The organism is Methylomonas sp. LW13, assembly GCF_016865255.1.
In the GTDB taxonomy this organism is placed as follows: Bacteria; Pseudomonadota; Gammaproteobacteria; order Methylococcales; family Methylomonadaceae; genus Methylomonas.
This window is the reverse complement of sequence record NZ_CP033381.1, coordinates 4,395,589-4,421,776: the sequence shown is the minus strand read 5'-3', so window position 1 is coordinate 4,421,776 and position 26,188 is coordinate 4,395,589. Positions and strand designations below refer to the sequence as shown.

26 protein-coding genes and 1 pseudogene are annotated in these 26,188 nt (G+C 49.6%); 6 read left to right on the top strand and 21 right to left on the bottom strand.

Features of this window, described 5'->3' with window-relative positions; genetic code table 11:
* Positions 1-9 precede the first annotated feature (9 nt).
* From waaC to JL719_RS19990, 3 genes are read right to left on the bottom strand one after another with little or no spacing between them, the layout of a single operon-like run.
* Positions 10-1,020 carry a lipopolysaccharide heptosyltransferase I gene (gene waaC / locus JL719_RS20000; RefSeq protein WP_033159051.1) on the bottom strand — a complete coding sequence of 337 codons (1,011 nt, stop codon included), beginning with the start codon at positions 1,018-1,020 and terminating at the stop codon, positions 10-12.
* 3 nt (positions 1,021-1,023) lie between these two features.
* On the bottom strand, positions 1,024-2,049 hold the full coding sequence (gene waaF, locus JL719_RS19995) for a lipopolysaccharide heptosyltransferase II (RefSeq protein ID WP_033159099.1): 1,026 nt from the start codon (positions 2,047-2,049) through the stop codon (positions 1,024-1,026).
* A gap of 54 nt (positions 2,050-2,103) precedes the next feature.
* Entirely contained in the window at positions 2,104-3,030 is a 927-nt protein-coding gene (locus JL719_RS19990; RefSeq protein ID WP_033159050.1) for a branched-chain amino acid transaminase, read from the bottom strand.
* Positions 3,031-3,390: 360 nt separating this feature from the next.
* Between JL719_RS19990 and JL719_RS19985 the strand changes: the two genes are divergently transcribed.
* Positions 3,391-3,600, top strand: a complete 210-nt coding sequence (locus JL719_RS19985) for a hypothetical protein (protein WP_033159049.1) — start codon at positions 3,391-3,393, stop codon at positions 3,598-3,600.
* Positions 3,601-3,662: 62 nt separating this feature from the next.
* Here JL719_RS19985 and JL719_RS19980 read toward each other — a convergent pair whose 3' ends face one another.
* The 3 genes from JL719_RS19980 to JL719_RS19970 are packed head-to-tail and all read right to left on the bottom strand — an operon-like array spanning position 3,663 to position 7,179.
* Positions 3,663-5,048: a DUF3526 domain-containing protein gene (locus tag JL719_RS19980; RefSeq protein WP_033159048.1), complete on the bottom strand. Its 1,386-nt coding sequence runs from the start codon at positions 5,046-5,048 to the stop codon at positions 3,663-3,665.
* Positions 5,045-6,457, bottom strand: a complete 1,413-nt coding sequence (locus JL719_RS19975; RefSeq protein WP_033159047.1) for a DUF3526 domain-containing protein — start codon at positions 6,455-6,457, stop codon at positions 5,045-5,047. Before JL719_RS19975 ends, JL719_RS19980 begins: the two co-directional genes overlap by 4 nt.
* Complete coding sequence (locus JL719_RS19970; RefSeq protein ID WP_033159098.1) at positions 6,454-7,179, bottom strand: ABC transporter ATP-binding protein; 726 nt, start codon at positions 7,177-7,179, stop codon at positions 6,454-6,456. The genes JL719_RS19975 and JL719_RS19970 overlap by 4 nt, the downstream gene beginning before the upstream one ends.
* A 443-nt stretch (positions 7,180-7,622) precedes the next feature.
* Between JL719_RS19970 and JL719_RS19965 the strand changes: the two genes are divergently transcribed.
* Entirely contained in the window at positions 7,623-8,315 is a 693-nt protein-coding gene (locus tag JL719_RS19965; RefSeq protein ID WP_033159045.1) for a hypothetical protein, read from the top strand.
* Positions 8,316-8,393: 78 nt separating this feature from the next.
* Here the strand turns inward: JL719_RS19965 and JL719_RS19960 are convergent, their stop codons facing one another.
* From JL719_RS19960 to JL719_RS19890, 15 genes and pseudogenes are all read right to left on the bottom strand, one after another.
* Positions 8,394-9,362, bottom strand: coding sequence for a peptidoglycan-binding domain-containing protein (locus JL719_RS19960; protein ID WP_051670449.1), 969 nt, complete (start codon positions 9,360-9,362; stop codon positions 8,394-8,396).
* Between the two features lie 2 nt (positions 9,363-9,364).
* Positions 9,365-10,048, bottom strand: coding sequence for a hypothetical protein (locus tag JL719_RS19955; protein WP_033159044.1), 684 nt, complete (start codon positions 10,046-10,048; stop codon positions 9,365-9,367).
* On the bottom strand, positions 10,048-11,622 hold the full coding sequence (locus tag JL719_RS19950) for a hypothetical protein (protein WP_033159043.1): 1,575 nt from the start codon (positions 11,620-11,622) through the stop codon (positions 10,048-10,050). Before JL719_RS19950 ends, JL719_RS19955 begins: the two co-directional genes overlap by 1 nt.
* Positions 11,623-11,991: 369 nt before the next feature.
* Positions 11,992-12,315, bottom strand: a complete 324-nt coding sequence (locus JL719_RS19945) for an IS3 family transposase (RefSeq protein WP_051670446.1) — start codon at positions 12,313-12,315, stop codon at positions 11,992-11,994.
* A 170-nt stretch (positions 12,316-12,485) separates the two neighbouring features.
* A pseudogene (locus tag JL719_RS19940) lies at positions 12,486-13,591 on the bottom strand (IS5 family transposase).
* A gap of 251 nt (positions 13,592-13,842) precedes the next feature.
* Entirely contained in the window at positions 13,843-13,986 is a 144-nt protein-coding gene (locus tag JL719_RS19935) for a hypothetical protein (protein WP_165385987.1), read from the bottom strand.
* Positions 13,987-14,546: 560 nt separating this feature from the next.
* Entirely contained in the window at positions 14,547-15,113 is a 567-nt protein-coding gene (gene efpL, locus JL719_RS19930) for an elongation factor P-like protein EfpL (protein WP_033159245.1), read from the bottom strand.
* Between the two features lie 3 nt (positions 15,114-15,116).
* On the bottom strand, positions 15,117-15,839 hold the full coding sequence (locus JL719_RS19925; RefSeq protein WP_033159246.1) for an arginyltransferase: 723 nt from the start codon (positions 15,837-15,839) through the stop codon (positions 15,117-15,119).
* Positions 15,836-16,528, bottom strand: a complete 693-nt coding sequence (aat, locus tag JL719_RS19920) for a leucyl/phenylalanyl-tRNA--protein transferase (RefSeq protein WP_033159247.1) — start codon at positions 16,526-16,528, stop codon at positions 15,836-15,838. Before aat ends, JL719_RS19925 begins: the two co-directional genes overlap by 4 nt.
* Positions 16,529-16,649: 121 nt before the next feature.
* The gene (locus tag JL719_RS19915) at positions 16,650-17,378 is read right to left on the bottom strand and encodes a response regulator transcription factor (RefSeq protein WP_225892914.1); all 729 of its coding nucleotides are present in this window, start codon (positions 17,376-17,378) and stop codon (positions 16,650-16,652) included.
* Positions 17,379-17,391: 13 nt separating this feature from the next.
* Positions 17,392-18,978 carry a sensor histidine kinase gene (locus JL719_RS19910; protein WP_033159249.1) on the bottom strand — a complete coding sequence of 529 codons (1,587 nt, stop codon included), beginning with the start codon at positions 18,976-18,978 and terminating at the stop codon, positions 17,392-17,394.
* Between the two features lie 5 nt (positions 18,979-18,983).
* Positions 18,984-19,559 (bottom strand): hypothetical protein, encoded by a 576-nt coding sequence (locus tag JL719_RS19905; protein ID WP_033159250.1) that lies wholly within the window; start codon positions 19,557-19,559, stop codon positions 18,984-18,986.
* 5 nt (positions 19,560-19,564) lie between these two features.
* On the bottom strand, positions 19,565-21,016 hold the full coding sequence (locus tag JL719_RS19900) for a sensor histidine kinase (protein WP_033159251.1): 1,452 nt from the start codon (positions 21,014-21,016) through the stop codon (positions 19,565-19,567).
* Between the two features lie 327 nt (positions 21,017-21,343).
* The gene (locus JL719_RS19895) at positions 21,344-21,820 is read right to left on the bottom strand and encodes a NifB/NifX family molybdenum-iron cluster-binding protein (protein ID WP_033159252.1); all 477 of its coding nucleotides are present in this window, start codon (positions 21,818-21,820) and stop codon (positions 21,344-21,346) included.
* Positions 21,821-21,998: 178 nt separating this feature from the next.
* The gene (locus JL719_RS19890; protein WP_033159253.1) at positions 21,999-22,316 is read right to left on the bottom strand and encodes a hypothetical protein; all 318 of its coding nucleotides are present in this window, start codon (positions 22,314-22,316) and stop codon (positions 21,999-22,001) included.
* Between the two features lie 513 nt (positions 22,317-22,829).
* On the opposite strand from JL719_RS19890, the gene JL719_RS19885 reads away from it, so the two are divergent.
* Genes JL719_RS19885 through JL719_RS19870 form a run of 4 tightly spaced genes read left to right on the top strand, consistent with a single transcriptional unit; the run spans position 22,830 to position 25,957 of the window.
* Entirely contained in the window at positions 22,830-23,492 is a 663-nt protein-coding gene (locus JL719_RS19885) for a hypothetical protein (RefSeq protein ID WP_129871439.1), read from the top strand.
* On the top strand, positions 23,489-24,421 hold the full coding sequence (locus JL719_RS19880) for a hypothetical protein (RefSeq protein ID WP_033159255.1): 933 nt from the start codon (positions 23,489-23,491) through the stop codon (positions 24,419-24,421). The genes JL719_RS19885 and JL719_RS19880 overlap by 4 nt, the downstream gene beginning before the upstream one ends.
* Positions 24,394-24,963: an adenylyltransferase/cytidyltransferase family protein gene (locus JL719_RS19875; RefSeq protein WP_033159256.1), complete on the top strand. Its 570-nt coding sequence runs from the start codon at positions 24,394-24,396 to the stop codon at positions 24,961-24,963. Before JL719_RS19880 ends, JL719_RS19875 begins: the two co-directional genes overlap by 28 nt.
* Positions 24,964-24,985: 22 nt before the next feature.
* Positions 24,986-25,957: an AIR synthase-related protein gene (locus JL719_RS19870; RefSeq protein WP_084153539.1), complete on the top strand. Its 972-nt coding sequence runs from the start codon at positions 24,986-24,988 to the stop codon at positions 25,955-25,957.
* The last annotated feature ends 231 nt before the right edge of the window (positions 25,958-26,188 follow it).

The window sequence follows — 26,188 nt, the reverse complement described above, 5'->3', positions numbered from 1 at the left end:
GCCAATCACTCAGGCGAGTTGTTGGGTCTTGCTTAACAGCTCATTACTCAGGGCAATGACAGCACGCGGGTCGATTTCGGCAATGGAAAAATCGTTTTTATCCAGCTTGAACGGATTGACCGGTGAAGGCGACTTCAAGGCTTTATTGATGGCGGTTTGATAAATTCGACTGATCGGCGTTGGCCCGAACAAGGTAATCGACGGCCGGTTTAAACCCCAGGCCATATGCGTCGGTCCGGTATCGTTACCGATCACTAAATCGGCCTTGGCCAGCGCCGCTTTCAAATCATTGAGGCTTAATTGCGGTAATACCCGCGCCAGGCTGCGTTCTGCCAGCCATTGCGCCATCCAGTGCTCCTTCTCGTTGCCCCAACTGATCAGAAAATTAGCTTCCAGACCGAAGATGACCTGTAGAAATTTTTCTAAAGGGTAGTTACGGCTGGGCCAAGTTGAGCCGATGACCAGAATGATGTTGGGTTGATCGGCTAGAAAATATTCATCCAAGGCCGTTTGCGGCGGCTGAAAAAACAAAAACGGCTGCTTTGCCTGGATTTGCTCAGTTGTTACATGCAGACCCAGCGGCTGGGTCAGCACGGCGACATTGCGATCGATGGTGTTGGCGTCGTAAGGGTAGGCGACATGCCGGCTATAGAACAACGCCGCCCATTTTTCCCGGATTGAGGCTTGATCGAAACCCACACAATTGGCCGACAGCAAGCGCGAGACTACTGCGGACTTAATCAAACCTTGGGCATCCAGCACTAAGTCGTAACCCTGCTCGGCATAAGTACGTATTTTGTTTATCTCGGCAAAGACACGCCATTTGTCGGTTTTCAGGGCTTTTAAATTCACACCCAAAATATTATCCAGGTGTGGATTGTCGGCCAGTACGCCGACGAAGCGTTCTTCAACTATCCAGTCGATTTGCGCCAGCGGTAAGGCGGCTTTGATGAATTGCAAGGCTGCCATCGCATGAACGATGTCGCCCAAAGCCGACAATTTGACGATGGCAATTTTCATCGCTCAGGCTTCCAACGCCGCCATTACCTGCTCCGGCCGAATTTCCGTTAAGCAGCGAGTATGGCCCAACGGACACTCTCGCTTAAAGCACGGCGAACAATCCAGGTTTAAATCCAGAATCTTCGCCTCGGGATGTAGCGGCGGGGTAAAGCCGGGGTCGGAAGAGCCATAAACTGCGATCAGTTTTTTATCCAGTGCCGCAGCGACGTGCATCAGGCCGGAATCGTTGCTGACGACCGCGTCAGCCAAGGACAACAAGTCCACCGCATCCGCCAGCGAGGTAATGCCGGCGAAGTTACGGCAAATGCCGCCCGATAGGTCATTAATTTGTTCCGCAACGGCTTTGTCTTTGTCGGAACCGAATAACCAGACTTGCCAGCCTTGTTCTTCCATTTGCCTTGCTATGGCGGCGTAATGCTGGCTCGGCCAGCGCTTGGCCGGACCGTATTCCGCGCCGGGACACAGAGCCAGGATCTTGCTGACAATAGGGCGCAACTCTTCCGAGCCCTCAAGCAGAGCGCTGGGGTGGGGGATTTCGATTAAATCCGCGCCGGTGATCTCGAATTTTTTGCAGACGCTTAATTGTTGCTCGATTGTGATCGCCAGCTTCGGAACCGGGTAAGTTGGTGGCTGCGGCGCCTCTTTCGGTAAACCCAGCGCCACGAAACGTTGCACGGTCATGGTCAGTACAGTCTTATCCAACGTGCGCACATCGTTCAATAGGCCGCGGCGCAGTTCGCCGAGAAAACCGGTGCGTTTTGGAATATGCGCAAAGAACGGAATAACGGCCGACTTCCAGGAATTGGGCAGTACAATCGCCTGATCGTAATGCTGGCTTTGCAATTCCCGGCCTATGCGGATTCGCCCCCGCAAATCAAACTGTCCGTGGCCCAACGGCATCGTCAGGCCTTTATGCACTTCCGGCATGCGCTCCAATAGAGGCAAGGACCACGCCGGGGCCAGCACGTCGATCAGGCAGTCGGGATGTTGTTGCTTGAGGGTGATGAACAGGCTTTGCGCCATCACCATGTCGCCGACCCAGGACGGGCCGACGACCAGGATTTTATAAGCTTGCTCCGCCACTTAGGAAACGAGCGTCAGCCATTCCTTGTGGTCCGCGCGGCGACCTTGCACGTAGTCGAAATACAGGGCTTGCAGTTTTTCGGTGATAGGTCCGCGGCTGCCGGAACCGATGTCGCGGTTGTCGTATTGGCGAATCGGCGTGACTTCGGCGGCGGAACCGGTGAAGAAGGCTTCGTCAGCCACATAGACTTCGTCGCGGGTGATACGTTTTTCGATCACTTCGTAGCCTTGTTCGCGGGCGATGGTGATCAGGGTATCGCGGGTGATGCCTTCTAAGGCTGAGGTAGTTTCCGGCGTGTAAATTTTGCCATTACGGACGATGAACAAGTTTTCGCCGCTGCCTTCTGCGCAGAAACCTTCGTGGTCCAGCAACAAGGCTTCGTCGTAACCGGTGGACAAGGCTTCTTGCAGGGCCAGGATCGAGTTGATGTAGTTGCCGTTGGCCTTGGCCTTGCACATCGTGCTGTTGACGTGGTTGCGGGTGTAGGACGAGGTGCGGATGCGGATGCCTTTTTCCATGTTTTCCGCGCCCAGATAGGCGCCCCAGGTCCAGGCCGCGACCATGACGTGTACTTTCAGGTTGTCGGCGCGCAAACCCATGCCTTCGGAACCGAAGAACACCATGCTGCGAATGTAGGCCGAGTCCAGATTGTTTTTGGCAACCGCGTCGCGGTGGGCTTGGTTGATCTCGTCTTTGGAATACGGCATTTTCATGTTCATGATATGCGCGGAGCGGAACAGACGGTCGGTATGCTCGGCCAGTTTGAAAATCGCGGTGCCGGCATCGGTTTTATAAGCGCGTAAGCCCTCGAAGACGCCACAGCCGTAATGCAGGGTATGAGTCAAGACGTGGACTTTTGCATCGCGCCAATCAACCCATTTTCCGTCTAGCCAAATCAACCCGTCTCTATCATCCATCGTTGCCATTATCTGAACCTGTTTTGTTTAGTGATTATTGCTGCGCCGCGTCGGCTTAAAAGTGACGGAAATTGTACTATAAAGCGCTCTCCGGCAATACCGGCTGCGCAGAAGTCCTGATTTTGGCGTGAGACTGCGTTTGGCAGGCCCAAGATGGATTGTGGGCACCGGTGAATTAATTCACTGATTCCACGTGGCATAGGTTACCGACGGCAAGCGCTGTTTGCGATAACTTAAACTCAGCGTCAATTTTTAGAAGTTGCCTAAATTTGGAAAAATCTTACAGCTATGATTTTTAAAGGCTTTTGTTAGTTGGCGTCACTTATGCTGGTCATTTAGTAGTCAAATCGGCAGATTCGGGAGAGCGTCATGGAAACAAGCAATGAAGTCAACGAAATTAGCACCCTGCGTATCGTGTTTATCGAAACGTTAAGCAGGCAGTTTATCGCCATTACCGGTTGCGGCATTTATGTATACCTCAATCCGCTGACGATTAACGAATTGTTCAACCGCTATTTAAGCAGCAGCGTGCCTATCAATGTGTTTGCCAGGCAATGCGTCAGAAATATAGTGGCTTAATGTTGCGTAGCCGACCCGGACGACTAGCGTCGTCCAGGACGTCTTTTAGCCAAATAGCGTCGTTAGGCTTTGGCAAAGCGCCGGCGTGAGAAGAAGAGCACCGCCAACAACAGCAAGGCCAGCGCCGCTTGTCCGGCAATCAAGCTTAGACAGGCTGCCGGATTTGCCGGATACGCAAAGGCAAAGCGCGGTTGGTCGTGGCTCAGTTCATCGCTCCAAGCGCTATCGCTCATGATCTTGGGGACGAAATAGTCGCGCCATTGATCTTCAAAGTGATTGACTGCCTGAATATATTCGGCATAGCGCGGCGCGTCGATGCCGGCCAGCCTATCCGCCATTTGCACGGCCGCCAGCGCCGGCGACAGCCAGGACCACGCTTCCAAAAACTCGAATTGCCCCTGGCGGGTGCTGTCGAAGCGGTACATCACCGGTCTGATCTGTTGATCCAGAACCAAACCGGCCGGCAAACCGGCGATTTCGCGCGGTAACTCTTTGCCGGTTTGCGGCAGCTGCAGATCGGGATGATTGCTATACCACTGCGTCAGCAGCGCTTGGCGTTGTTGATTGTTTTGCTCCTGGAACTGGCGGATGGCGATGATGCTATCCAGCCGGGAAGGCATCGGCGCATGTTGGTCGGCTGCCCAGGTCAGCAAGGCCGGGCCGGCAAAGGTCAAAACCAACCAGACGCCCAGCATGCCGATGGCCGCCGCCCCAGAGGAGAAGGGCAGCAGCAGGAACAAGCCGGCGATGCCAAACCACACCAGTGTGTACAGGCCGGCGAACGCCAGCCAATAAACCAGCGTTTCCAGGCTAAATGCCGGATCGAGCCATAGCGCCAACAGCGAACTGCTGAAAACCGCCAATACCACCACGCTATACCGCACGCTCAGCGCCGCACACACCAAGCGCCAGGGTGCCGACATTTGCGTGCAGACCAAACGCCAGACGCCGCTCTCCCGGTCTTCCTGCACCAGGCCGTAGCTCAAGGCAATCACCATCAGCGGGGTCAGTAACGCGAACACGGTGGCAAAGTCCAGCATGCCCAACTCATGCAGCATCGGGTTGAACAACTGATCGCTGTTACGGCCGTCGGTGTGGCGGCTGCGAGTGGAGATTTTGATGCCGGTACTTAAAAAATCCAGTTGCCGCACGCTCAAGGCCAAACCGCTCAGGGCCGGCAGCCGCAAAGGCGGCGCGGCGGCGCTGGCGGCAAATGCATTGGCTTTGGGGGTGTGGTCCGCCGCTTTCGGGGCGTCATGCATCTCCGCTTGATTGGACATCGCGTTGACGGTCTGCGGGGCTGCGGTGCCGTGTTGACGGAATTCGCGCGCAGCCAAACCCGACCAAACGGCGCTAGCCAGCATCACCAGCAGAAACAAACCTGTCACCCACAGATTTAAGCTGTTGCGTTTAAAACGCAGCCATTCGATGGCGATTAACTGCATCATGGCACCAGCCTCCGAGCGGAAAGACTCAATAAGCCCACCGATAAACCCAACCACAGCAATAGCACTAGTAGATCTAGCTCGGCGGTGCGCAAGGCAAAGCCGATGTCCGGGGCTTGATAGCTAAAGTCCGCCACGCTACGCCAATCGGCCTCAGCGCCGGTGGCCTTGCGCTCCGTGCCGCGGCTACGCTCGCGATCCCAGTCTTCGGTCAGGTTGATAAAATAGTGCCGATATTGTTCGGCGGCGTCCTCAAAATGCCGTTGATGTGCTAAATCCATGCCGGCTAAGGTCATAGACAATGAACGCAGCGCCAGGCTGGGGCCTAGCCAGGAAGCCAGATGGCTCAAGTGTTGTTGTTTAATAAAATTGTCGCGCAAGGCGTCGAAATGCAGCGCGTGCACCTTAACGGAATAGGCATCGTTGTGCTGGCGATTTAAGGACACGAAACCGACCGGCAAATCTTCCTTGCGGGAAACCCCGTACTGCGCCAACACTTGTGCTTCGAAGGCTTTGGCGCGTTGTTCATGGTCGCCGTCGTGGTCTAGACCGTGGTCGATGTCATCCTTGATCTCACGCCAGAATTCGCTGGCGCTGGGATTGGGCGCCAGCATTTCCGCAGTGACGGCGCCCAGGCGCGGGGCGATAAACACGCTGGCCAACCAAAAGCCCAGCAGGCAAAACAAAGTCGTGCGGCTGGTGTTGAAAGACGCGGAAGCGGCGATGGCGACTGCGGCGAAGACGCCGTAGTACAGATTCAACAGCAGCATCAAAACCAGCAGGCGCAGTACGTCGTCCAGCGTAAATGCGAAGTGGCCCAGCAGTATCACGGCGGCTACCAACAGCGCCGGTGCCAAGACCAGGGCAAACGCGCTCAGCAAGCCCAGCAATTTGCCGAACAACAACTGGCCGGCGTTAACCCCCAAACTGTGTAACATCCGCAACGTGCCGGATTCGCGTTCCTGGCTGACCGAGTTAAAAGTCAAGGCCACAATCAATAGCGGCAATAGCGCGGTCAACACAAAGCTGGTGGCGGCTTGGCCGAAGCGGCCGGCCAACACTTGGTCCGCTGCCGGGCTGAACCGGGTCAGATTGCGCTTATGCGGCTCCAGCCATAAAGACTGGCCGATATACGGCCGCAAACCCGGATCCAGAGCCGCCGCCGGCGTGTCCGGCTTAAACACGTAGATGCCGTAATGCGCGGCAGAGTGTGGGTTTTTCACGCTCTGAGTATTCCACTGTTCCTTGGCGGTGGTGCCGACGCGGTGTTTTTCCGCGCGCAATTGCTGCAATTCATAGGCTGACGCCAGGAAAAAGCCGACAAACAATAGCAATAGGGCAATGCCCAAAGTCAGCAAGCGGCCGTCGCGCAGTGTGGCGAGAAACTCCTTGCGAATGATGGTTTTGATCATGCCAGCCCCCGGGCATGCGCCAGATATTTTTGCTCCAGTTCGTCGTGTTGCACGGTGTGGGCGTCGAATTCTTCCACCAGTCGGCCGCTTTTCATGATGCCGATGCGGTCGGCGACTTGCTTGGCGTTGAACAAATCATGGGTGGCCATCAACACCGCCATGCCTTGATCGGCGGCGGCGCGGATGCGTTGGGCAAAGTCGTTGGCCGCGCTGGGATCCAGGCCGGAGGTCGGCTCGTCCAGCAACATGGCTTTGGCCTGTTTCGCCGAGGCAATCGCCAAGCCCACTTTTTGCCGCATGCCTTTGGAATACGCCGCCACCCGTTTACCGTGAGCATCCGCTTGCAGGCCGCTGTCCAGTAACAAACGACGGGCTTGCTCGTCATGCAAACGAATATTCGCCAGCGCGCAGAAATAAGTCAGATTTTCCAAGCCGCTCATTACCTCGTACAGCGCGACGTTTTCCGGTAAATAGGCCAGTTTCGTCCGCACCAGATCGGGATTGGCGTGCGGCGATTCGCCTTCGATCAGCACCTGTCCGCTACTGGGCTGGTTGAAGGTCAAAAACGTGCTGATGGTTGTCGACTTGCCGGCGCCATTGCCACCCAGCAGCGCGTAAACGCAGCCCTTGGGGATGTGTAAATTTAAATTATCGACCGCACGGTGTTGTCGGTACTCGACAACCAGGTTGCGGGCGGCCAATACGGGGGGCTCTGCGTTCATATAAGGTATTTGGGTTAAGGTGAATGATCTGCGACTGTCAGCTGGATTGGCTGCCGCCGCGCCCGGCATGTTTAGTATTTTAACGATAGACTGACGTAATAGGTGCGTTGTGCCAATGGGATATTTTCCTGGATATACTGAGCCAGGGTATTGGTGATAGCCAATTGTGCGCTATTTGATTTGTTTATGAATCGATAGTAAATGATCATTATCGACCCGTTGCGGACTATCGTTTGATCTGATTTAATGGCAGCAGCCTGGCTGTTAGCGGACATTATTTTCTCTGCCGAATGATATACAGAAAAGAAGATCATACCCAGGTCAAAAAATTATCGTGCCACAGATCATTTTTTGGCTGACATACCTAAACTATCTAATGGACCGCAAATGAAAATCCTGTTGAATGACGGATTGTATTTTAAATACGGAATAAGGCTATTTTAGTGAAGACCAAAAAAATCAAATCGAATGCCACATGGATGGTTGCTCTAATACTGATTAGCACCATATTTCTTTCAACGATGTTGATAACATATGGAGAAGATAAGGCAAAGGAATTGGGTTTTGAGATTGCTAAGCTTGTTGCCCAACTTACGCTTATCGGTATAACCGGTGGTATTGCAGTTCAAAATTATATATCTCAACAACGACAACACGAAGCTATGCGCGAACTACGCGCAAAATGTCAACAAAGCCTTGTTAGAGCATATGTAGGAGTAAAAAAAGCGAGACGTGAGCTTAGAGCGGGATTGAGCCGTAACGCAGCGTTTTCTGCTCCGGTCATAGACGCCTATGTGCCAAGGGAAGACTATATCGAACAAATGGGTGTAATTAATGACTTACAACTAGAGCTTGAGGTTTTGATTCTAGAAGGCAATGCTCTACCTGATTTGTTTAAAGCTTGGAGTGAAATACGTAAAGAGATTTCCAAAATGCGAGATTTTTTAAGCTCTATGATTACTGAGTACGAAGAAGTGTCTCGGAAGGAGGGGCATATTGATCATCTCTATTTAAAAAATCTTCCAAAACTAGCAGATATGTTACATGGGCCAAAAGACGAGAAATATAGAGAACGCTTTACAGAACCATTCCATAAAGCATTGCACAATATTCAAATTGAAAGAATTGATGGTTAAGTACAGTGATATTGATAAGTCTATTCGGCAACCGACCTGCGTAGGCTAGATCAATCTTTTTCGCTGCTTTCAGATAATCTATGCAGCAGCTAAGGTAACACGACACCATTCAGTCATTTGCAATACATGGACTGCATATTCTTCAGCCTTTTGACCGGAACCATTATAACGACGAATCGCTTCAGCTAAATTGCCTTTAGCATCATGAAGTTTACTGTCCATTTCTGTGATCAATCGTTTCAAACATTCAGAAAAGTTGTACCATTTCTTATCTCGAAAGAATTCTAAATCATCGACAATGTGCTGTAAGTCGTATTGAAAAATTCCATATCCTTTGTAAACCCATTCTTTATCCTGAAATTTTTTCAGCCTACGTGTAAGGTTTGCCTCGAAGATTAGTTGATCAGTAAGAACTTTGTTATAACGAGCACAAAAGGCTGCAGTGTTGATCGGAAATGCTTTACGGGTGGTATTGGGATAATCGCCACTGGCGTCAAATACGCAACGGGCAAGTATTTGTTCAGGCGGCATTTTATCGATCCAAGCTAGCCATTCTATTGCTGTTTCTTTGCACGCAATAGCGCATACGATGTCTACATCATACGCTTTTCCTGATATTGCTTTGGTAATCTCAGGGCCGAAGTTATTCATCAGCCAGGTTTTCACACGAAGGCATTGGTTTTGATTCAATGGAGGTGGCGTCTTTGCTGTATAGCTAAAGTTTTTAGGTATTTCTGGTAGTGCTTTTCTCGCAGCCAGGATATTTGCCGCAATCACATTTGTATTGCCAGTACTCCGAAAAAGTGCGGCCCAGGTTTTGGGACCAACGATGCCGTCTTCAGTTAGATTGTCCTCATCGGATATGATTTGACTATTAAAATATTTTTGAAAGCCTAGTACCGTCGCTTCTGTAGCGCTGCCAAAAATACCATCAGCAACGCCACAAGGTGGTTTAATTTGCAGCGTAATCAATGCTTGTTGCACCGCACGAACATCCTCGCCGCGAATTAACGGAAAGCGATACGATAAATAGCGAGTGAACTCCATGTTTAATCTCTCCGGCAGCTGTTGATTTGGTCAATAATTCGATTAGCGGCTGCCTGAGCACCACGTAAGCCGTCGGTAACCGCAACCGATGCGGATCCATCTGCTAGGCCTCGGCTGGTAAACTGCAGCGCCTTCTTTGCTGACTGACAACGGTCTGCAGCGCTTAATTGATCAGTCCCAGCTAGGAAAAGCTCGGCGGAGGCTGCTAGGTGATCCCTGCGAGGATTGGGCGGGAGCCCTGACAATTCAACAACTGCCTTTCGAGCCAATGGTACTCCTTCTGGTCGTGTACGGAAATTGGCACCACAATAAAGTGCACGAGCTTGGTGTTCGGAAAACTCGATAAGTTGGTCATTTGAAAAGTTTCCAGACCGTGCCTTGGCGTAGTCCGCAGCGGCACAATCCATTCGTTTCCGCGCTGATTCCGTGTATGGTGGACAAGCAGCTGTCTCAGACGTTTCTGCCCGAGCTAGTATCAAACACGCGCGGGCGTGGATGGCAAACAATTTCGGGCAAGCCTCGTTCATTTTGCCGTCTTGAGCAATGCATTCGGAATCGATAGCCTCGACTTCTATTTCATCGTATTGCTTAGCGTTTTCGAGGTCTTGCCAATCGCTGAGCTGCCAGACTGGGCCACAGCACCCGGACATAACCATTGTAATCACAGCAAATAGTAATAGTTTCATTACTTCAACTCCGAAAGAACCACAGGTAAGTCGATACCGTCTTGGCGAGCGTGGTGGACCAACGTAACTAAAGCGTCGAATGCGGCCTGTGCATCTTCATCTTCGGGCAGGGATTCTTTAGCAGAAGCCCGCGTGGCAGTCGAAATTAGCTGGTTGACCACCGTTGGAGTAATTGGACCAGGAATTCGCAATTCTGCGATTGAGGATTGATTGAGAGCATTCGCAATTTGACTTGGTACGTTCTCCGGTACATCGTTTAATGAGCGACTAGCTAATAATATTTGGCGGAACTGGTTCAAGCCGTCCACTAATTGCTGACGGCTTTCAAATAAGCCAAGCTTGGCGGGTGTGTCGTTACCGTATCGATCCCACAAGCGATCCAACGCATTGTCGCGCAAAACCGCGTCTGCCAAATCAACATCAAACCCCGGTTGGTCTTTTTGACTTGCTAAAACCTTATTAAATATTGATGCTTCCATAAGAACAGATCGCACTTCCTCTGGAGTCACGGTACCAAACTCAATTAGACCGGTTGCGATTGGCGCTGAAAGAACCCTGGCGCGCCACCTTTGGTACTGAGCAACGCCCAATTTAACGCCCAGCGACAACAATATACCCAGGCCAGCGAGCGGACCAAGTCCGACTCCCGCGATTTCCAACCCCGATAACATAGGAGTCGCTTTTTGAAGCAATCCACCCAGCCAGGAAGAGTCATCCTGCTTGTTGCCTATCAAAGCATTAGTAGCTTCTTCCAATAATTTGACATGATCGTCTGTCGCGGTATCGCCTGAAATTCCTTCAACGGCTGATAATGCATTTTTCGCTTTCTTGACTGTGTCGCGAAATCCTTTTGGTAATAAGTTTGGCGGTAGATGGGGCTCAATGACATCCAATACAGTGGATGCAAGCGCGAGATGGCGATTCAATTTTTCGAGTATGGTACTGAATTGACCTTTTCGCGTGGCACCGGCTGCGGCTACTTGACTGGCTGCGGCATCTGCTTGTGCAGCGTCACGTTGTTTTTCTGCTTCTTTCGTACGCGTTTGTGCATCTACCACCTGGTTTAATGCTTGACTGGGAGCTCCCCCCGTACGTGTACCAAAATAGAAGCCAAATACACCGGTGATGATTCCATTTAGGTACCCGGCAATTTCCGGTTTGAGACTTGTGGATCCAGAAAACATCAAAATGGGTATTCCTAACACTGCGACAATTAGTGCGAGAATAGCCCTTACAGATCCCTCGGGTAAACCCATCGGCAAGTCTTTCAACGAAGACGCTTGTTCTGGAGTGAGTTTGCCAGAGCTAATCAGAGTGAAAAAACGTTCTGACAACCACCATAACAGTGCGGCGAAGCAAATTCCAACCAGCAAAGCAATTAGTCCAAGTATCAGCGTGAGTAGACTCGATTTGTCCGCCAAACCGTTTAGGGCGCCACTTAAACCTAAACCAGAAAATATTTTAGTGGTCAGGAGAACCAATAACAAAATGGATCCGCCGAGGAAAAGTATCTGAAGCGGTAGCTTCACTACTGACCACAGAGCTAGTTGATAATTTAGATTTCTGTTAGACATTGATACGGCAGCCACTTTTTATCGAAGAAAGAACAAATACAACTAATCAAATTCGAGGGAAACTCTAGCAGACTAACTAAGTTTCGTAAATTGTTTGCCAAGTCTGACCTTTGCGTCATCATAAATCCATTTTACTTTGTAATGGTCAACAACAACCGGACACCTGTTCAGGCAGCGTTTCAATAAAATTCCTGCTCGAATTCGATCGGAGATTGATAGTCCAATGTCGATTGCGATCGAAAAAGCCAAATAGTCGATCACGCTCAGTTTTGCCGCCTCTTGGGTTTTGAATTTTTCGTAGTTGAGCTGTTCATGCTTCAAGCTACGGAAAAAGCGTTCCGTTTCGGCTCATGCTTTGCTCCATGCGCATCACGGCCAGATGTTGGCGATATTCCCGACTTGCAACTGACTACCACGATCCGAGTGATGCAGCAGACCAAGTAGCGGTTTACGACGCCAGAAGGCCATTTGTAAGGCCTTGACGTAGAGCGAAGTTTGCATGTGCTCATCAATCGCCCAGCCCACGACTTGCCGGGAGAACAGATCAATCACGACCGCGACATAAAGCCAGCCCTGTAGCGTCCAGACATAGGTAATATCCGTCGTCCACACTTGATTCGGCTGAGCGACTTTGAATTGGCGGTCCAGCCTATTGGGTGATATGGCCTCATTGTGGTTACTGTCCGTGGTCACTTTAACAGGCTGTTGAAATTTACCGATATACCTTCGGTTTCGGCGCCATTTCTCGAAGCGCCGGGTGGTCTGGAAGCCTGATTAGGCCTTAAAAACCGGTTTTGGCCGGTTATATTCGCCCCTAAGGGGGTTAAATTCCGCCTTTTGGCGGATTTTAGGCGCACGACCACCTAGGCGGTGCTGTAACGCCAACCGAAAATGGCGCCCATTCGCGTCAGGTTATAGGCGGCAAAGGTAAAAAACGTTTGTGCGGCGACTTTCTTCAAGCCCCGGAACTTGGTTTGCCGTAGCGGACCGACGGTCTTGGCCCAGCCGAAGACTTCTTCGATCCGCTTGCGGGTTTTGAGGCTTTTGCGGTAACCGTCGTGCCTCGTGGTACGGCCATCAATGGCCGAGCCTTTTTCTTTTCTGGCGACATGCGGGGTGACTTTGCGTCCGCGTAGCTTGCCCACGAAATCCGCTGTATCGTAGTTTTTGTCGGCGCCCAAGGTTGCGCCAGGTTTACTGATCGTGCGTTTGACCATGGTTTCGGCCGCCTCGCGTTCCGCGGTGCCGGTGGCCTGGGTGACTTCAACGTCGACGACTAAGCCATTGCGGTTCTCCATCAAGGCATGGCCGAGGAAAGCCAGCTGAGATTTGTCACCTTCGCTCTTTTTGTACAGCCGAGCATCGGGATCGGTGGTCGAGGCGTGGGTATCGTTGCTGCGTTTCTCGCCCTTGAAGTTGACGGTGGGATTGCGTCCACCGTCTTCCGGCGGCGGGGTCGAACCGTCCTTTTTGACGAAACTCTTGTGCGAAGCCCAGGCCTGGATCAACGTACCGTCCACGGAGAAATGTTCGTCGGAGAGTAGCTTTTTCCACTCCGCCAAGGCCAGTACCCGTTCGAAAAACAAACGGCTGATACCCAAAGGGCACAAGTGCGCTCGTTCAGCAAGCGGTCGCGGTTGGCGCTGAAGGTGGAGTGATCCCATACGGCGTCGTCCATGGTCAAGCCAACGAACCAGCGGTACAGCAGGTTGAAATCGATATGCTCCACCAACTGCCGCTCCGAGCGAATGGAGAACAGCACTTGCAGCAGACTGGCGCGCAGCAGGCGCTCCGGCGGAATCGAATCCCGGCCGCGACGGGCGTAGAGCGCGTCGAACTCGTCGTTCAGTGTGGCGAGCAACAGATCGACTACTTTGCGTAGATTGCGGAGCGGATGTTTTTTCGGAATCCGCGCTTCCAGGGTTCGGTAGCTGAACAGGTCTTCTTGGGTGATGTCGGCGCCGCGCATGGGATCAATGCAGTATATTGGAGATGGTACTATTTTATCATGCAGAACAATGTCTTATGAATTACTCTCGCATCTGGTTCAACCAATCAATGCGGCTTGCGGGAGCGATAAAATCAACAGCCTGTTAGAGAATATATACTTGATCTAACCTCTCAGATTGGATCTCAACCTTGGGATGAAAAGTATGAAAGTGAAATTCGTAAGTTAGTACTTGGAAAGATAATACCTGAAGCCCGGAAAGCGGAGGATGCTTACAGAGATATTTGGTGTAATCTTTTTGGAAAAATATCAAAGAAAGCATTTGCTGCCGGTTCTCCTGCGCTAGTAGTTTCTGCCTTTGCAGGTTTTACTCTTTCCGCTCTTCTTACAGGGGCGGCCGCAAGTTTAGGTTCCATTGTTCCAGACCTTTTAGATGCTGCTTCTGAAACTAAAAAAGTACGAAGAAACCCGTTATCATATCTGTTGAATCTAAAACGTATTTAAGTTTGTTTGTAATAACCATCATATTTCGGAGGATTATTGCCAATGACACGAGCGAATTTGCCTGACTCAAAATTCCATTGGATCGTCCGAGATATCACGTCGTGCTAATTGTTGTTGCCGAGTTTCATGTTGAATAGCTATTTTGGGGGTAAACCTGCCATTGACTCGAAATACTCAACAGTCGGCAATTGGCCGAATTTGCTCAGTCAGCACTGAATGCCTGCGAAATATTCCAATAAAGCTGTTGCACTCAGAATTTTTTCAGCAATGCTGCCAAAGGGATTGCGGTGTGTGCCACAAAGAATCAAAAATCGCTTCAATATCAATCGAGCATGAGTCATTCATTGCGGCTCAGACACGAACTCGGACATACTTCCAATCGAGATTTGGGGGCTGACTGGGTAAAGGGCGGGGTAGTGAAGCCGTTGCCGCCGATGGCTGATTCGGTCGGCGGCTGGCGGAGAGGGCGGCGTTAAGCCCGCGACGAGAATTCGCCGGTTTCGGTGTTGACCTTGATCATCTCGCCGGATTCTATATATTCGGGGACTTGTACTTCCAGGCCGGTACTGAGTTTGGCGGTTTTGGTGCGTTTGGTGGCGCTGGAGCCTTTCATGGATGGCGGGGTTTCGACGATTTGCAGCGTAATGGTGGTTGGTAACTGGATACCTAGCGCGGCGTCGTCCATCAACAGCATGATGATGCCTTCCAGGCCGTCGGTCAGATATAGGGTTTGGCCTTCCAGGTCGTCAGCCGCCAGCGCGTATTGATCGTAAGTTTCGCTGTTCATGAAATAGTAGGTGTCGCCGTCCTGGTAGGAAAACTGCACGTTGCACCGTGAACAATCGGCGGCTTTCAGCATGTCGTCGCTTTTGAAGGTTTCGTCCAGCTTCTGCCGGGTTTTCATGTGTGTAAAGCGGACTTTGTAAAGCGTGGTCGCGCCGCGCGAGGTAGGGTTGCGCACGTCGATGTGTTTGACCACATACGGCTCGCCGTTGATTTCGATGGCGGTTCCCTGTTTTAGTTCGTTGGCTTTCGGCACGGCTTAATCCTCGTTAAATGTTTGATTTGAAATAAATTGCCACTGGCCGTTTATTAGGCCGGACAGCGGTTGATAATCGATTTTGTAGCGCATTTTACGACAGTCTTTGATCCAGTAGCCCAGATAAACATATTCCAGTCCCATTTGCTTGGCCGTTTCGATTTGCCACAATACCGCGTAAACGCCTGGGCTATGGTCGGCAAAATACGGGTCGAAAAAGGTATACACCGCCGATAGCCCGTCGGCTACCACATCGACCACCGCGACCGCCGCCAATTGGCCGCCGATTAAAAACTCCACAAACAGCGTGTCGCACCAGCTGCTGCCGAGGAATTTGATGTAGTCATCCGGCGTGATTTCGGCATCTTCGCCGGGCTTGTCGTGGCGGGTGCTTAGATAGCGTTGATACAGTTGGAAATGACGCGGGTCGAACTCGGCGTTTTTGACGACTACCTGGGTTTGGGCATTGCGCTTGATGCAGCGTTTTTGTTTACGGTCGGGTTGGAATAATGCCACCGGCAGCCGCGTCGGCACGCAAGCCTGGCAGGCTTCGCAATAGGGTTTATAAACATGATCGCCGCTGCGCCGAAAGCCCTGAGCAATCAGTTGCGAGTAGAGCGTGGTGTCGATATTCACCGACGGATGCACGAAGCCGGAACGTGCCAGACGGTCGTCCAGATAGCCGCAGGCGTGGCCGCTGTCCAGCCAAATCGGGATGGAGCTCATGCTTGCCAAGCGTCGGGCGTCGGTGTTTGATCGCAGAGCCTATCCAGCAGTTCTACAAAGCGGCTGCGAGGGATTTCCGCCGCGCCAAGGCTGAGTAAGTGTTCGCTGCTGACCTGACAGTCGATGACTTGATAACCCCAAGCGCTGAGCTGCTGCACCAGATGCACAAACACCACTTTGGAGGCATCGGTTTTACGATGAAACATCGATTCGCCGAAAAAGACCTGGCCGATGGCAATGCCGTACAGGCCGCCTACCAACTGGCCGTCCTGCCAAGCTTCGCAGCTGTGTGCGATACCCAGGTGGTGTAGTGTGGTATAGGCTTGGCGGATGTCGTCGGTAATCCAGGTGCCACCTTCGTCGCGACGCGGCGCCGCACACGCATCGATTACTTGACGAAAGGCGCTGTCGTAACGAATCTCAAACAATTGTTTGCGCAGGGTTTTCGCCAGGCTGCGAGAAATATTCAGCTGTTCCGGAAACAATACCAAACGCGGGTCGGGCGACCACCACAGAATAGGCTCACCCGGATTGAACCAAGGAAATACGCCGTGCCGGTAGGCGTTGACGATGCGCTGCGGCGATAGGCAACCGCCAAAGGCCAGTAAGCCATTCGGTTGTTTCAAGGCCTTATGCAGTGGCGGAAAGGCTTGGTGCGGATGATCCGGGTCGAGCAGGGTGAGTTGCATAGGAGGCGCGTGATGTCCGGGTTGGCGCTGGTTTGTTCAGTAAGCTAGCTTACCAAGGTTTGTAGGCTGCCGACCAGACTGTTGATAACGGTGCGTAGACACAAAATTTCGCACGTCCAACTCAAGACGCATCCATTTTGTATCCAAAGCCGCGCACGGTTTTCAGCAATTTCAGCTCGTAATCGTCGTCGATCTTCCGCCGCAGCTGGCGAATATAAACATCCACCACATTGGTCAGCGGATCGGCGCTATAGCCCCAGACTTGTTCCAGAATGCGTGTGCGGCTCAATACTTTACCCGGCATGCGCATAAAGCATTCCAGCAAGGCAAACTCCTTGGGGGTTAACTCGATGACGTTATCGCCGCGTCTTACTTCGTGAGTTTCGCCATTAAGTACCAGGTCTTCGATACGCAATTCTTTGTCGTCCTGCTTCACTTCGCCGCCGCGCCGCCTGAGTAAAACTTCGATACGGGCCAGCAATTCTTCAAAGGCGAACGGCTTGGTCATATAGTCGTCGGCACCGGAGCGCAGGCCGGCTACCTTGTCTTGCACGGTATCGCGCGCGGTCAGCATCAAAATCGGGGTGTCGATGCCGTTGCTGCGCAAGCGTTCGCAAATCTGCCGGCCGTTCATGTCCGGCAGGCCCAAGTCCAGAATGATCACCTGAAAGCTGCCTTCGGTACCCAAGGCAATGGCCTCTTGCCCGCTACGGGCCACCTCCACGGCATAGCCCTCGGCTTTTAAGCCGCGTTGCACGAAATCGATGATACGCTCGTCGTCTTCAACCATCAGTACCCGCATATAGCCTATTCCCGTCAGAGTATTGGTTGTCATGTATTTATCATTCATATGAAAATCCGTCCTATGCTACCGTAAGCAGGGGTAGTGTAACCGTAAATGTCGATCCGGCGTTTTCGACGCTACGTACCGCGATTTGCCCGCCGTGGGCTTGCAGGATGGATTTGGCCATCGGCAAACCCAGGCCGGAGCCGTCGTCTCGGGAATGCTGGGCATTGCTGCTGCGGAAGTGGCGTTCGAAAATTCGATCCAGATCCTCGGAGGGTATGCCTATGCCCTGATCGGTCAGGCTGAAACAGGCCTGTTTCCCGTCGCGCCATAACGCCACAGCGATATGCCCGAGCGGTTTGGAATAGCGGCAGGCATTCTCGCCCAGAATGAACAGCACTTGCCGTAGCCGTTGCTTGTCGCCGCGCACCAGTAATGGCCCGGAAGGCGCGTCCAGGCTGACGGAAATCGAATACTCTTGCGCCATCACTTGAAAATCCTCGACGCTGCTGGCTACCAAATCCGCCAAATCCACTTTATTCCATTCGAATTGCAGATTGGCCGTGTCGGCGCGGGCCAGAAACAGTAAATCGTTCACGTATTTACCCAACTGCATCGACAGCTCGACGATGCGTTGCAATGCGTCTTTGTATTCTTCGGCATCGCGGTCCTGGCCGCGCAACGTCACTTCCGCTTCGCCGCGAATCACCGTGATCGGCGTGCGCAGTTCGTGGCTGATGTCCGCCAAAAACTCACGGCGGGCATTATCCATGCGCTTTAATTCCTCGTTCAATAGATTAAGCTCAAAGGTCCGCTCGGTCACTCGCTCTTCCAATACGGCGCGGCCTTCGCGTAGTTTATCTTGTTGGACTTCCAGTTCCTTGGCCATTTGATTGAAGTGGCTGGCCAAATAAGCAAATTCGTCGCGGCTGTCCAAAGCGATTCGGTAATCCAGGTTGCCGGAGGCGATTTCGTCCGTGCCTTTCATTAGCGCTTCGATAGGTTTTTTAAACGCGCGCAGCAACATGATGCCGGCTACCAAGCTGAATAGCGCCGCGGTTAACGAAGCTAAAATCGCCGTCCAGCGCGACTTTTCCACCAACATTTCCAACTCGCGCTTGGCTTTTTGGGCTTTTTCCCGTTCGGCGTTGATAGCGGCGTCGATTAGGGGTTGGAATTTACCGTCGATTTCCTCTTCAGTGAACTTGGCTAAAGCCTGCACCGCGGTAGTCAGCTTACCTTGCAAGCGCAGCCGCTCCACTTCTTCGAAACGATATTCGCTGGCTTCCAGGAAAGCGGTGAGATGGGCGACTTTCTCCAACTCCGCGGGCTTATTGGTCCATTCTTCGCTGGCGCTGTCTGTGTCCGGCGCTTTGACGGCGGTGTCGCGCAGCGTTTGCATGGCCTCGTAAAGACGGCGTTTGGAAGATTCCACGCCGGTTTCCGAATTGGGGTTGGCGGTGATCAGCCGGTCCATGCGTTGCTTGAAATGGCGATAAGCTTCCTGCGACAGCTGTTCGTAATCGTCGAAGGTTTCGTAGGCGGTTTGGCTGTGTTGAAAATAGCGCGCTACTTCGTCGGCGCCCCAATACAAGGCAATACCCAAACTCAATACAAAGCAGAACGAAACAACAATGACTATCGCCAAGCGAAACCGAAACATTGGCCTTATTTGCCTTCGCTAGTCTCGTCCAGTTGCTTTTCCATCGACCGGATGGCTTCCAGTTTCTCGCGTAGCAGTCTTGATTCTTCTTTCTTGGAACCGGCGGCGTCTTTCGTTTCCAGCACGTTTTGCACGGTTTTGTGTTTGCGTTCCAATGAGCCGAGTTTTCTTGATGCGCTGTTGATGCGTTTTAATGCTTCGGTGTGAATGGCAACCAGATGGCGCATCCGTTCGTCGCTCAGGCCTGCGGGCGGAATGCCGGCAATTTCATCGAGAATTTTGGGAATGTCACCACAGGCATCTGACAATAGGCGGCCTACCATCAAATGCAATAACACGCCAATCTCGGGTTCGTCTTTTTGGCGTTTCATTAAAGACCGGCATGTCTCGGTGCGGCTCGCCGTGGTCATGTTGGCCAGATTGTTGCCAAAATCCAGCAACTCGTCTATGTCCGAATGCACCACCGGCGCGCTGTAAACGGTTGGAAAATGTTCCTTGACGCTGGAATCCATCTCGGCGCAGCCGCTGATGGCCAACAATGATGCGATCAGTGCCAATACGCGCATGAATAGTGCCTGCATGTTGCTTAATTCTCCCCGGTTAACGGAATTTGAACCCTGATGCGGGCTCCTTGTTGGTCTTGACGGGCATCGATGACTTCCACTTTGCCTTGATGATTGGCGACGTATTCCTTGACGATGGCCAAGCCCAGGCCGGGGCCGTCGCCGGTATCGCCGGTCTTGCCGCGATAAAACGGCTCGAAGATATGATCGCGTTCGTCGATGGCGATACCGGGGCCTTCGTCTTCCACTTCTAGCTCCATTAACGTGCCGGCGTCGCGTAATATGACGCGAATTTCGCCACCTTCCGGCGAAAATTTCACGGCATTGGTCAGCAATTGTTCGATGATTGCCCGCAATTGTTCGGGAATGCCGGCAATTTCCACCGGCCGCGCCAGCATGCGGATAGCGATGGCTTTACTGCTTAAAACCGGTTGAAAATCGTCAACGACGGTTTCCAGCAAATCTTTGACGTTTACGCTTTCCTTGCGATTGATGTCGGGCAGGGAATTGATCCGACTGTAGCGCAGTAATTCCTCGGATACGGCGCTTAACTTTTCGATATTGGCGCATAAATGCAAAACAGTGGCTTGCCGCTTGCTGTTGGGGTCGTAGTCGGTTTCGCCGGCCAGCAATTCGGCATCCTGACGCAGGCTTGCCAAGGGCAGTTCTATCTCGCGGGCGACGTTTTGCATAAATTGTTGCTTGGACACTTCCAGTTCCAGTAAGCGAGTGCGCAGCCACTCCAAACGGTTGCCCAGGTAACGTAAATCCGACGGGCCGTTCACCAGAATCGGTTCGGCCAGCTCGCCCGCGCCCAAACGGCGTATTGATAGATCAAGTTGCCGCATCGAACGCGATAATACGATCAACAGAACGGCAATCACACCGAACGAAATCGCCAGTAATACTGCGCCTTTGACCAACAGGCCATGCTCCAGCGATTCCGACAATTGGTGCAGTTCGTTGAATTCGTGATCGACGTGGTTTTCAAACTCGCGCGACAGGGTGGCGGCAGATTCGCGCAAGCCCTGGAAAGCCTCGTCTATCGGTAATTCCAGATTATTCTCGTCATCCGAGCCGATGATTTGCTGGTAAATCAGGTTTTCTTTTTCGGATAATTCATTGACCAGCAGTGCGATTTTGTTATCGACGTGCAGTTTTAGTAAATCACCCAAAGCCTGTTTAAACGAGGCCCGCACGGTTTCGTAGGATTGCCGTTCGTAGGGTTGGCGCAGCGTCGGGTCGGACAGCAACACAAACAGTTTGGCCTTGCGCTCTATATCGGAGGCTTTTTGTAAAACCAGGCGGATGGTTTTGGTTTGTTCGAAAACATGCGTGTTGACGGTGCGGCCCAGCGCCGAGGTCTCGCGCATGCCAAAAGCAGCGTACATCACGGCCAGAAACAGCGGAATCACCGCAATGACAAAGCCCAGAATGATCAGGGACTTTAACGATAAAAAATTTTTAAATTTCATCCTTGTGCGAGAAGCAATAAATCACTCCATAGTATAGTTGAAACGGTATCCTAAAAATTGGCCCTAAATCCTTCACAAACGGCATTGCCCAGCGGCCATAAGGCTGGCGGCGGCAAATACCGTGAGGCGCAGGCCGGATGCCCTGAGTTTAGAAAAAGGTGGTTTAGCGTTGGCGATGGTGGCGCAAATGTCGGTCGCCGGCCCAAGCGTGCGATTATTTTCGCCCGGCCTTCACATACCATCGCTGCTGCGGGGATGACGCTACCCGGAAATGTAAGGACAGGGGTAGTAGAGTTGGAGGGTATTAAGGCAAAATTGCCCGGCAGATTATTCAGCCCATTCTTCGTCAGCCATCTCTGCAAAACGGCTCTGATCTTTACCGGATTTTTGTTTAAAAATACGTTCCAGCAACGGTGACATGGCACCGGTAAGGTCTTGCTGTAACTCGGCAATGATTTCTTCAATGTCGGAACCGCCTTTAACAATGACCGGATGAGCGCCCAATTTGATTAATTCATTGGTGGCTGTGCCACCAACCGAGCCGCAATAAACCATATCGCAGCCGGTTAACCAGGCCAGCTTAGGCTTTAATTTCTCTTCATTCCCGTCACGCTGTTCCTTACCAAACGACTTAGCCGCCAAAGGCGTCGCGGAACTGCCGTCTATAGCGTAGACATGAAATCCCAAGGATGAACCGAAATGCTGATTGATCATTTCCCCATCGGAACTGGCAAAAGCCACGATCAGCTTATTCGCATCGACTTCAAGCTCCGCGACACTGTTTACATCGGCAAGTTGATTCATATGACACTCCGTAATGAATATTTGGGCCAAAGGACGACTAAGGCTAGGTTTTAAAACTGATGGTCTTGGGTGTTGTTAATCCGTGCCTTACTTAAATCCGGCGCTTAAATACCGTTCGACCAGAGCCTGTCGAAGGGCACACCAGCCGTGGGTTTTTACGAGCTCGGTACAAACCGCGCTACTTTCGTTGTCGGTATTCCGCAACCAGCTCTTTAATCTTCAGTCGCATAATGTCTTTTAACATTTGTATTTTTCGGTCATGTTCCTGGTGTGCAATATCGTAAATTTGTTTTCTGAGAGTTTCGTTACTATCCTCGGGCAGACTCAAAGACCATTCAGAAAAAAAGGCATCGTAGCTGTCTATCGTTTTGATCAACTCAAACCTGAGTTTTTCCCTGTCTTGCCTCGGGATAGCCTTTAGCGCTGCATCGATAACCGCATCAAGATCCGATTTTTGTTGTTGGTTGGGAACGGGAAACGGGATGATCTCAGACATAAGCGCCGTGATAATGATGAACAACCGGACATAGCATTGATTTGTGCACGGCTTGCTTAATTCATATTTCGCGCCAATTTATAAGTTATTGATTAATAAGTAGAAAATCCTGTGAGTATCTGTTGCGTTTGTAACAAACAAGACCCTGTTGAACCGCAGATGTTTGAATGGCAGCAGTTGCGCTTAATCAACTACCGCAATCCGACTTGAAATGTTAGCGCTATAGCAGGTGTAAATTGGCGGAGCTTTCTCAGTAAGGATTGACCGGGTAAAACCGACCCTAAGCAGACTGTCGATAAATATTCCGAATGGCAGCAAGTTCAGGAATAGGTGACAATCAAGCACTTGTCGCGAATAGCGTGCAACATGTTGAAGTTATCCAGACTTGGCTATCACGTCAAGAATGCGTGTTATCCCGTTTAGAGCTACAAAGCTTTCAGAATGAGATTGACGTACTAATAGTTTGATTGTTAGATTGACAGACCAATTTTATAAAAACATCAGGGTATTGTTTTGAAAGAAGCTGACTTGCCTAAAAAATATGCTGAAGAGTCAGTTCTTGTATGTTCAAGAGCAAAATTAGAACTTTTAATCCACGGAGTCGGGGTAATTCCGTCTTGCAATGAGCTATGGGCAGAAATTTCTAATGCATTCCCCATGAAAAGGGGAATTGCCGAGGAAAACACTGATGTTGTTCAATTAGTTTCCTATTTTGTGGTTCTAAATAACAATAAGTTACTGACTCACAAGAGAAGCAAACGGCAACCTGAAAAAAGACTTGTAAATATAAAATCAGTTGGTTTCAGTGGGCATATTATGGAGTCTGATGCTGACAAGCTATATAATTTCGATATGTTTGAACCATCGTTAATAACACCATATATAAATAGAGAGCTAGCTGAAGAAGTGAAGGTAAAGCTAAACCCCGATTTTCCAATTAGTTTTGTGGGTTATATTTGGGAGCCTTCAGACGCTTTGGGAAAACAACATTTAGGGCTAATGTATATAGTGCCTTGCGACGGATCATTCACAATAATGGAGCCAGGTTTATTAACTCAGGCAAGATTTGAGAGTATGGTTGATATTAATAGTACTATTGATAATTATACAACATGGTCTCGGATGGTAATTAATTACTTAAATAATAATAAAAATAAACTAGGTAACGATATATGAAATTTCCCTTTGCCCCTGATTCCTGGAGCGATCCAATATGGCAAGGAATGATTGCTTCATCGGTTGTCCTTATCATTCAGGTGATTGGGGCGACAATCCTAACTTGGGTTAGGAAATCAAGAATTAAAGCGGGTAGAAATGACTTTGGATCACTGCTGTATATTGCTGTTACTGCTGTGCCATTTATTGTTTTGCTAATTATTTCAGCATATTCTACAAATATAACTGGCATACATGTGCTTTTTATTGCTGTTAGCTCACTTATACCTTTCTTTATGTTGTCTAGTTATATTTTTCGGGTTGAAAAAAATCTAAGAGGGTCAGCTGAGTTATTAGCTCGCTTACACGCCGCAGGTGTTCATGACGCTGTTATAGACCCAACCATAGAAGACTATTCGAACTTACTAAAAGGTACTATTCATGGATTTTCGTTGCTTGGAGTAGGTGCTGAAAAATTAACTAGAGATTTTGAAGTATTTAAATCAGCAATGAATCGTTGCTCTAACAATAATAATCCAGCAAGATTTTTACTGGTTGCTCCCGATGTAGACTGGGTGCATGAAGGTGCAACAAGAAGGGGTCTAGGAAAAAGCCATTTTAAGGAGTTGTTAATACGTTCACTAAGAAAAATAAAGCAATTGAAAGAAGAATATCAGACTCCAATTGAGGTTCGCTTTTATAGATCAAAGCCACTATTTAGAATTCTCTTGATAAATAATAATGAATGCTGGTTTGGTTATTATAGTGAATCAGTCGTAAACACTCAAGAAAACGAGTTTGAAAATAAAAGTCACACCACACTAATTGTAAGAAAACCGTTGGATATTCCCCCTGACCGAGAATTCTACGGTGCTACGGAGGAATATTTTAACCAATTATGGAAGCAAGCAAAGAGAGATGTATGGGATTTCGAGAAATATCTAAGTTAGGCTGTATTCATGGCCGCTTTCAGCCCTTTCATTATGGCCATGTAAATTATTTTTTAGAAGCCGTAAAAATTTGGCCAAAATTGATAATAGGGCTTGCAGCCCCTACGCCTGTCAAAAATCCTATTGCAGGAGTCGAACATAGAGCGACAGACTTTGCCAATCCCCTTACTTATACAGAAAGAATGATTTTGATAAGAAGTTCGTTATCTGAAATAGGAGTAAATAGCAATAATGTGGAATTTATACCATTCCCTATTGATGAGCCGGAAAAATTGGAATATATACTTCCAAAAACTATTGTATGTGCAACAACGAGACTCTATCAATGGAATGAAGAAAAGATTCGCCGTTTAGAAAAATACGGATATAAGCCACACGTTTTAGAACAATGCGTTAAATCACCATTTGATGGATCAACCATAAGGGAGTATATTATAAATGATGATCCTATATGGAAAACTTATATGCCTGAAATAGCTGCGGAGTTAATAGAAGAGTGGAAAATACGGGACAGGCTTATATCAATGATAAACAAACAATAGTTCAATAATTGAGCGGTTTTCCATGGTTGATTGCGATTATTTTAGATTCGGCTGCAATGCTAAACTTCCTGCACATCAATTGTTGAATCTTACTGGTTCTAGATGTATCTCTGATTTTGCTGATGACTCTCAGCCCTTACAGGCTAATAATAAAATAAGCGCAACTATTGATACCGTTTTTCCTTGCTCTCCATGTGCTAAAACCTATGCTAAAGCAGCTTTTTACCATTGTGCTAATGACCTAATAGCCGCCAAGATTACACCAACGGACTGCTTACTGAGCACTGGATTAGGAAATGATATTACTCAGGAAGAGCAGGTAACAATATTTAGTGAGATTACAAGTCTTTCATTGTCTTTAGGTGTAAAACTTGTAAATCAACACACATATCTATCTGATAAGACTAGCCTTACTTTTACATTCATTGGGGAGTCAAATTATGGTGGAGTTAGAGATATAAGCGATGATCTAGATATTATATTAACCAAGCCACTTGGTGGTTCGTATTACTTGGTTCACTCACTGATAAATAATGATACTACTTTACAAGAGTTGGCCACGAGCTACTTGACAACTGATCCATTTAACTTAATTCCGTTGCTTACAACTAAATGCCCTTTAATAACGGATGTTTCAGGTTTTGGATTTATTGGCCACTTATCAACATTAGCTAAAAAATATAGTTTAGAGTGTAAAATTAATACTGCTATGATTGAAACTATCTCTTTGCCCATAGATACTAGATATTTAGATAGCTTTTTAACATCTAAAAAATGCAATATCCGTGACTTTTCATGTAACGTTGTTACACGCCTAAAGCTTAGCAGTTTAATGGAGGAAATTTTATATTCTGGTGAAACAAACGGACCTCTTTTAGTTTTTTGTGAGAAAGATTATACAGATAGGCTATTGGAGGAGTTAAATAGGCATGCAAGATCTCATTTGATAGGTTCAGCTCGTAGAGGTGCGCAATCAAAAATAGAATTACATTAATTTATACTATGAGTAGTACTAAATGTGCTAACTAGTATATCAACTTGACTCATAAAACTGCCACAAATCTTGCTGAGACAAAATTCTCCCGCTTTTATGGTTGAGCTATAGTTGCCGTTAGTGGCAGCTTTTCTATGCTTACCTGCTATTCGTTTGATGATAGCGATAGACAGGGTTGTAGGATACTGAACTGAACAACGTGAATCGCATCGTTCGCGATTGATGCAGTTC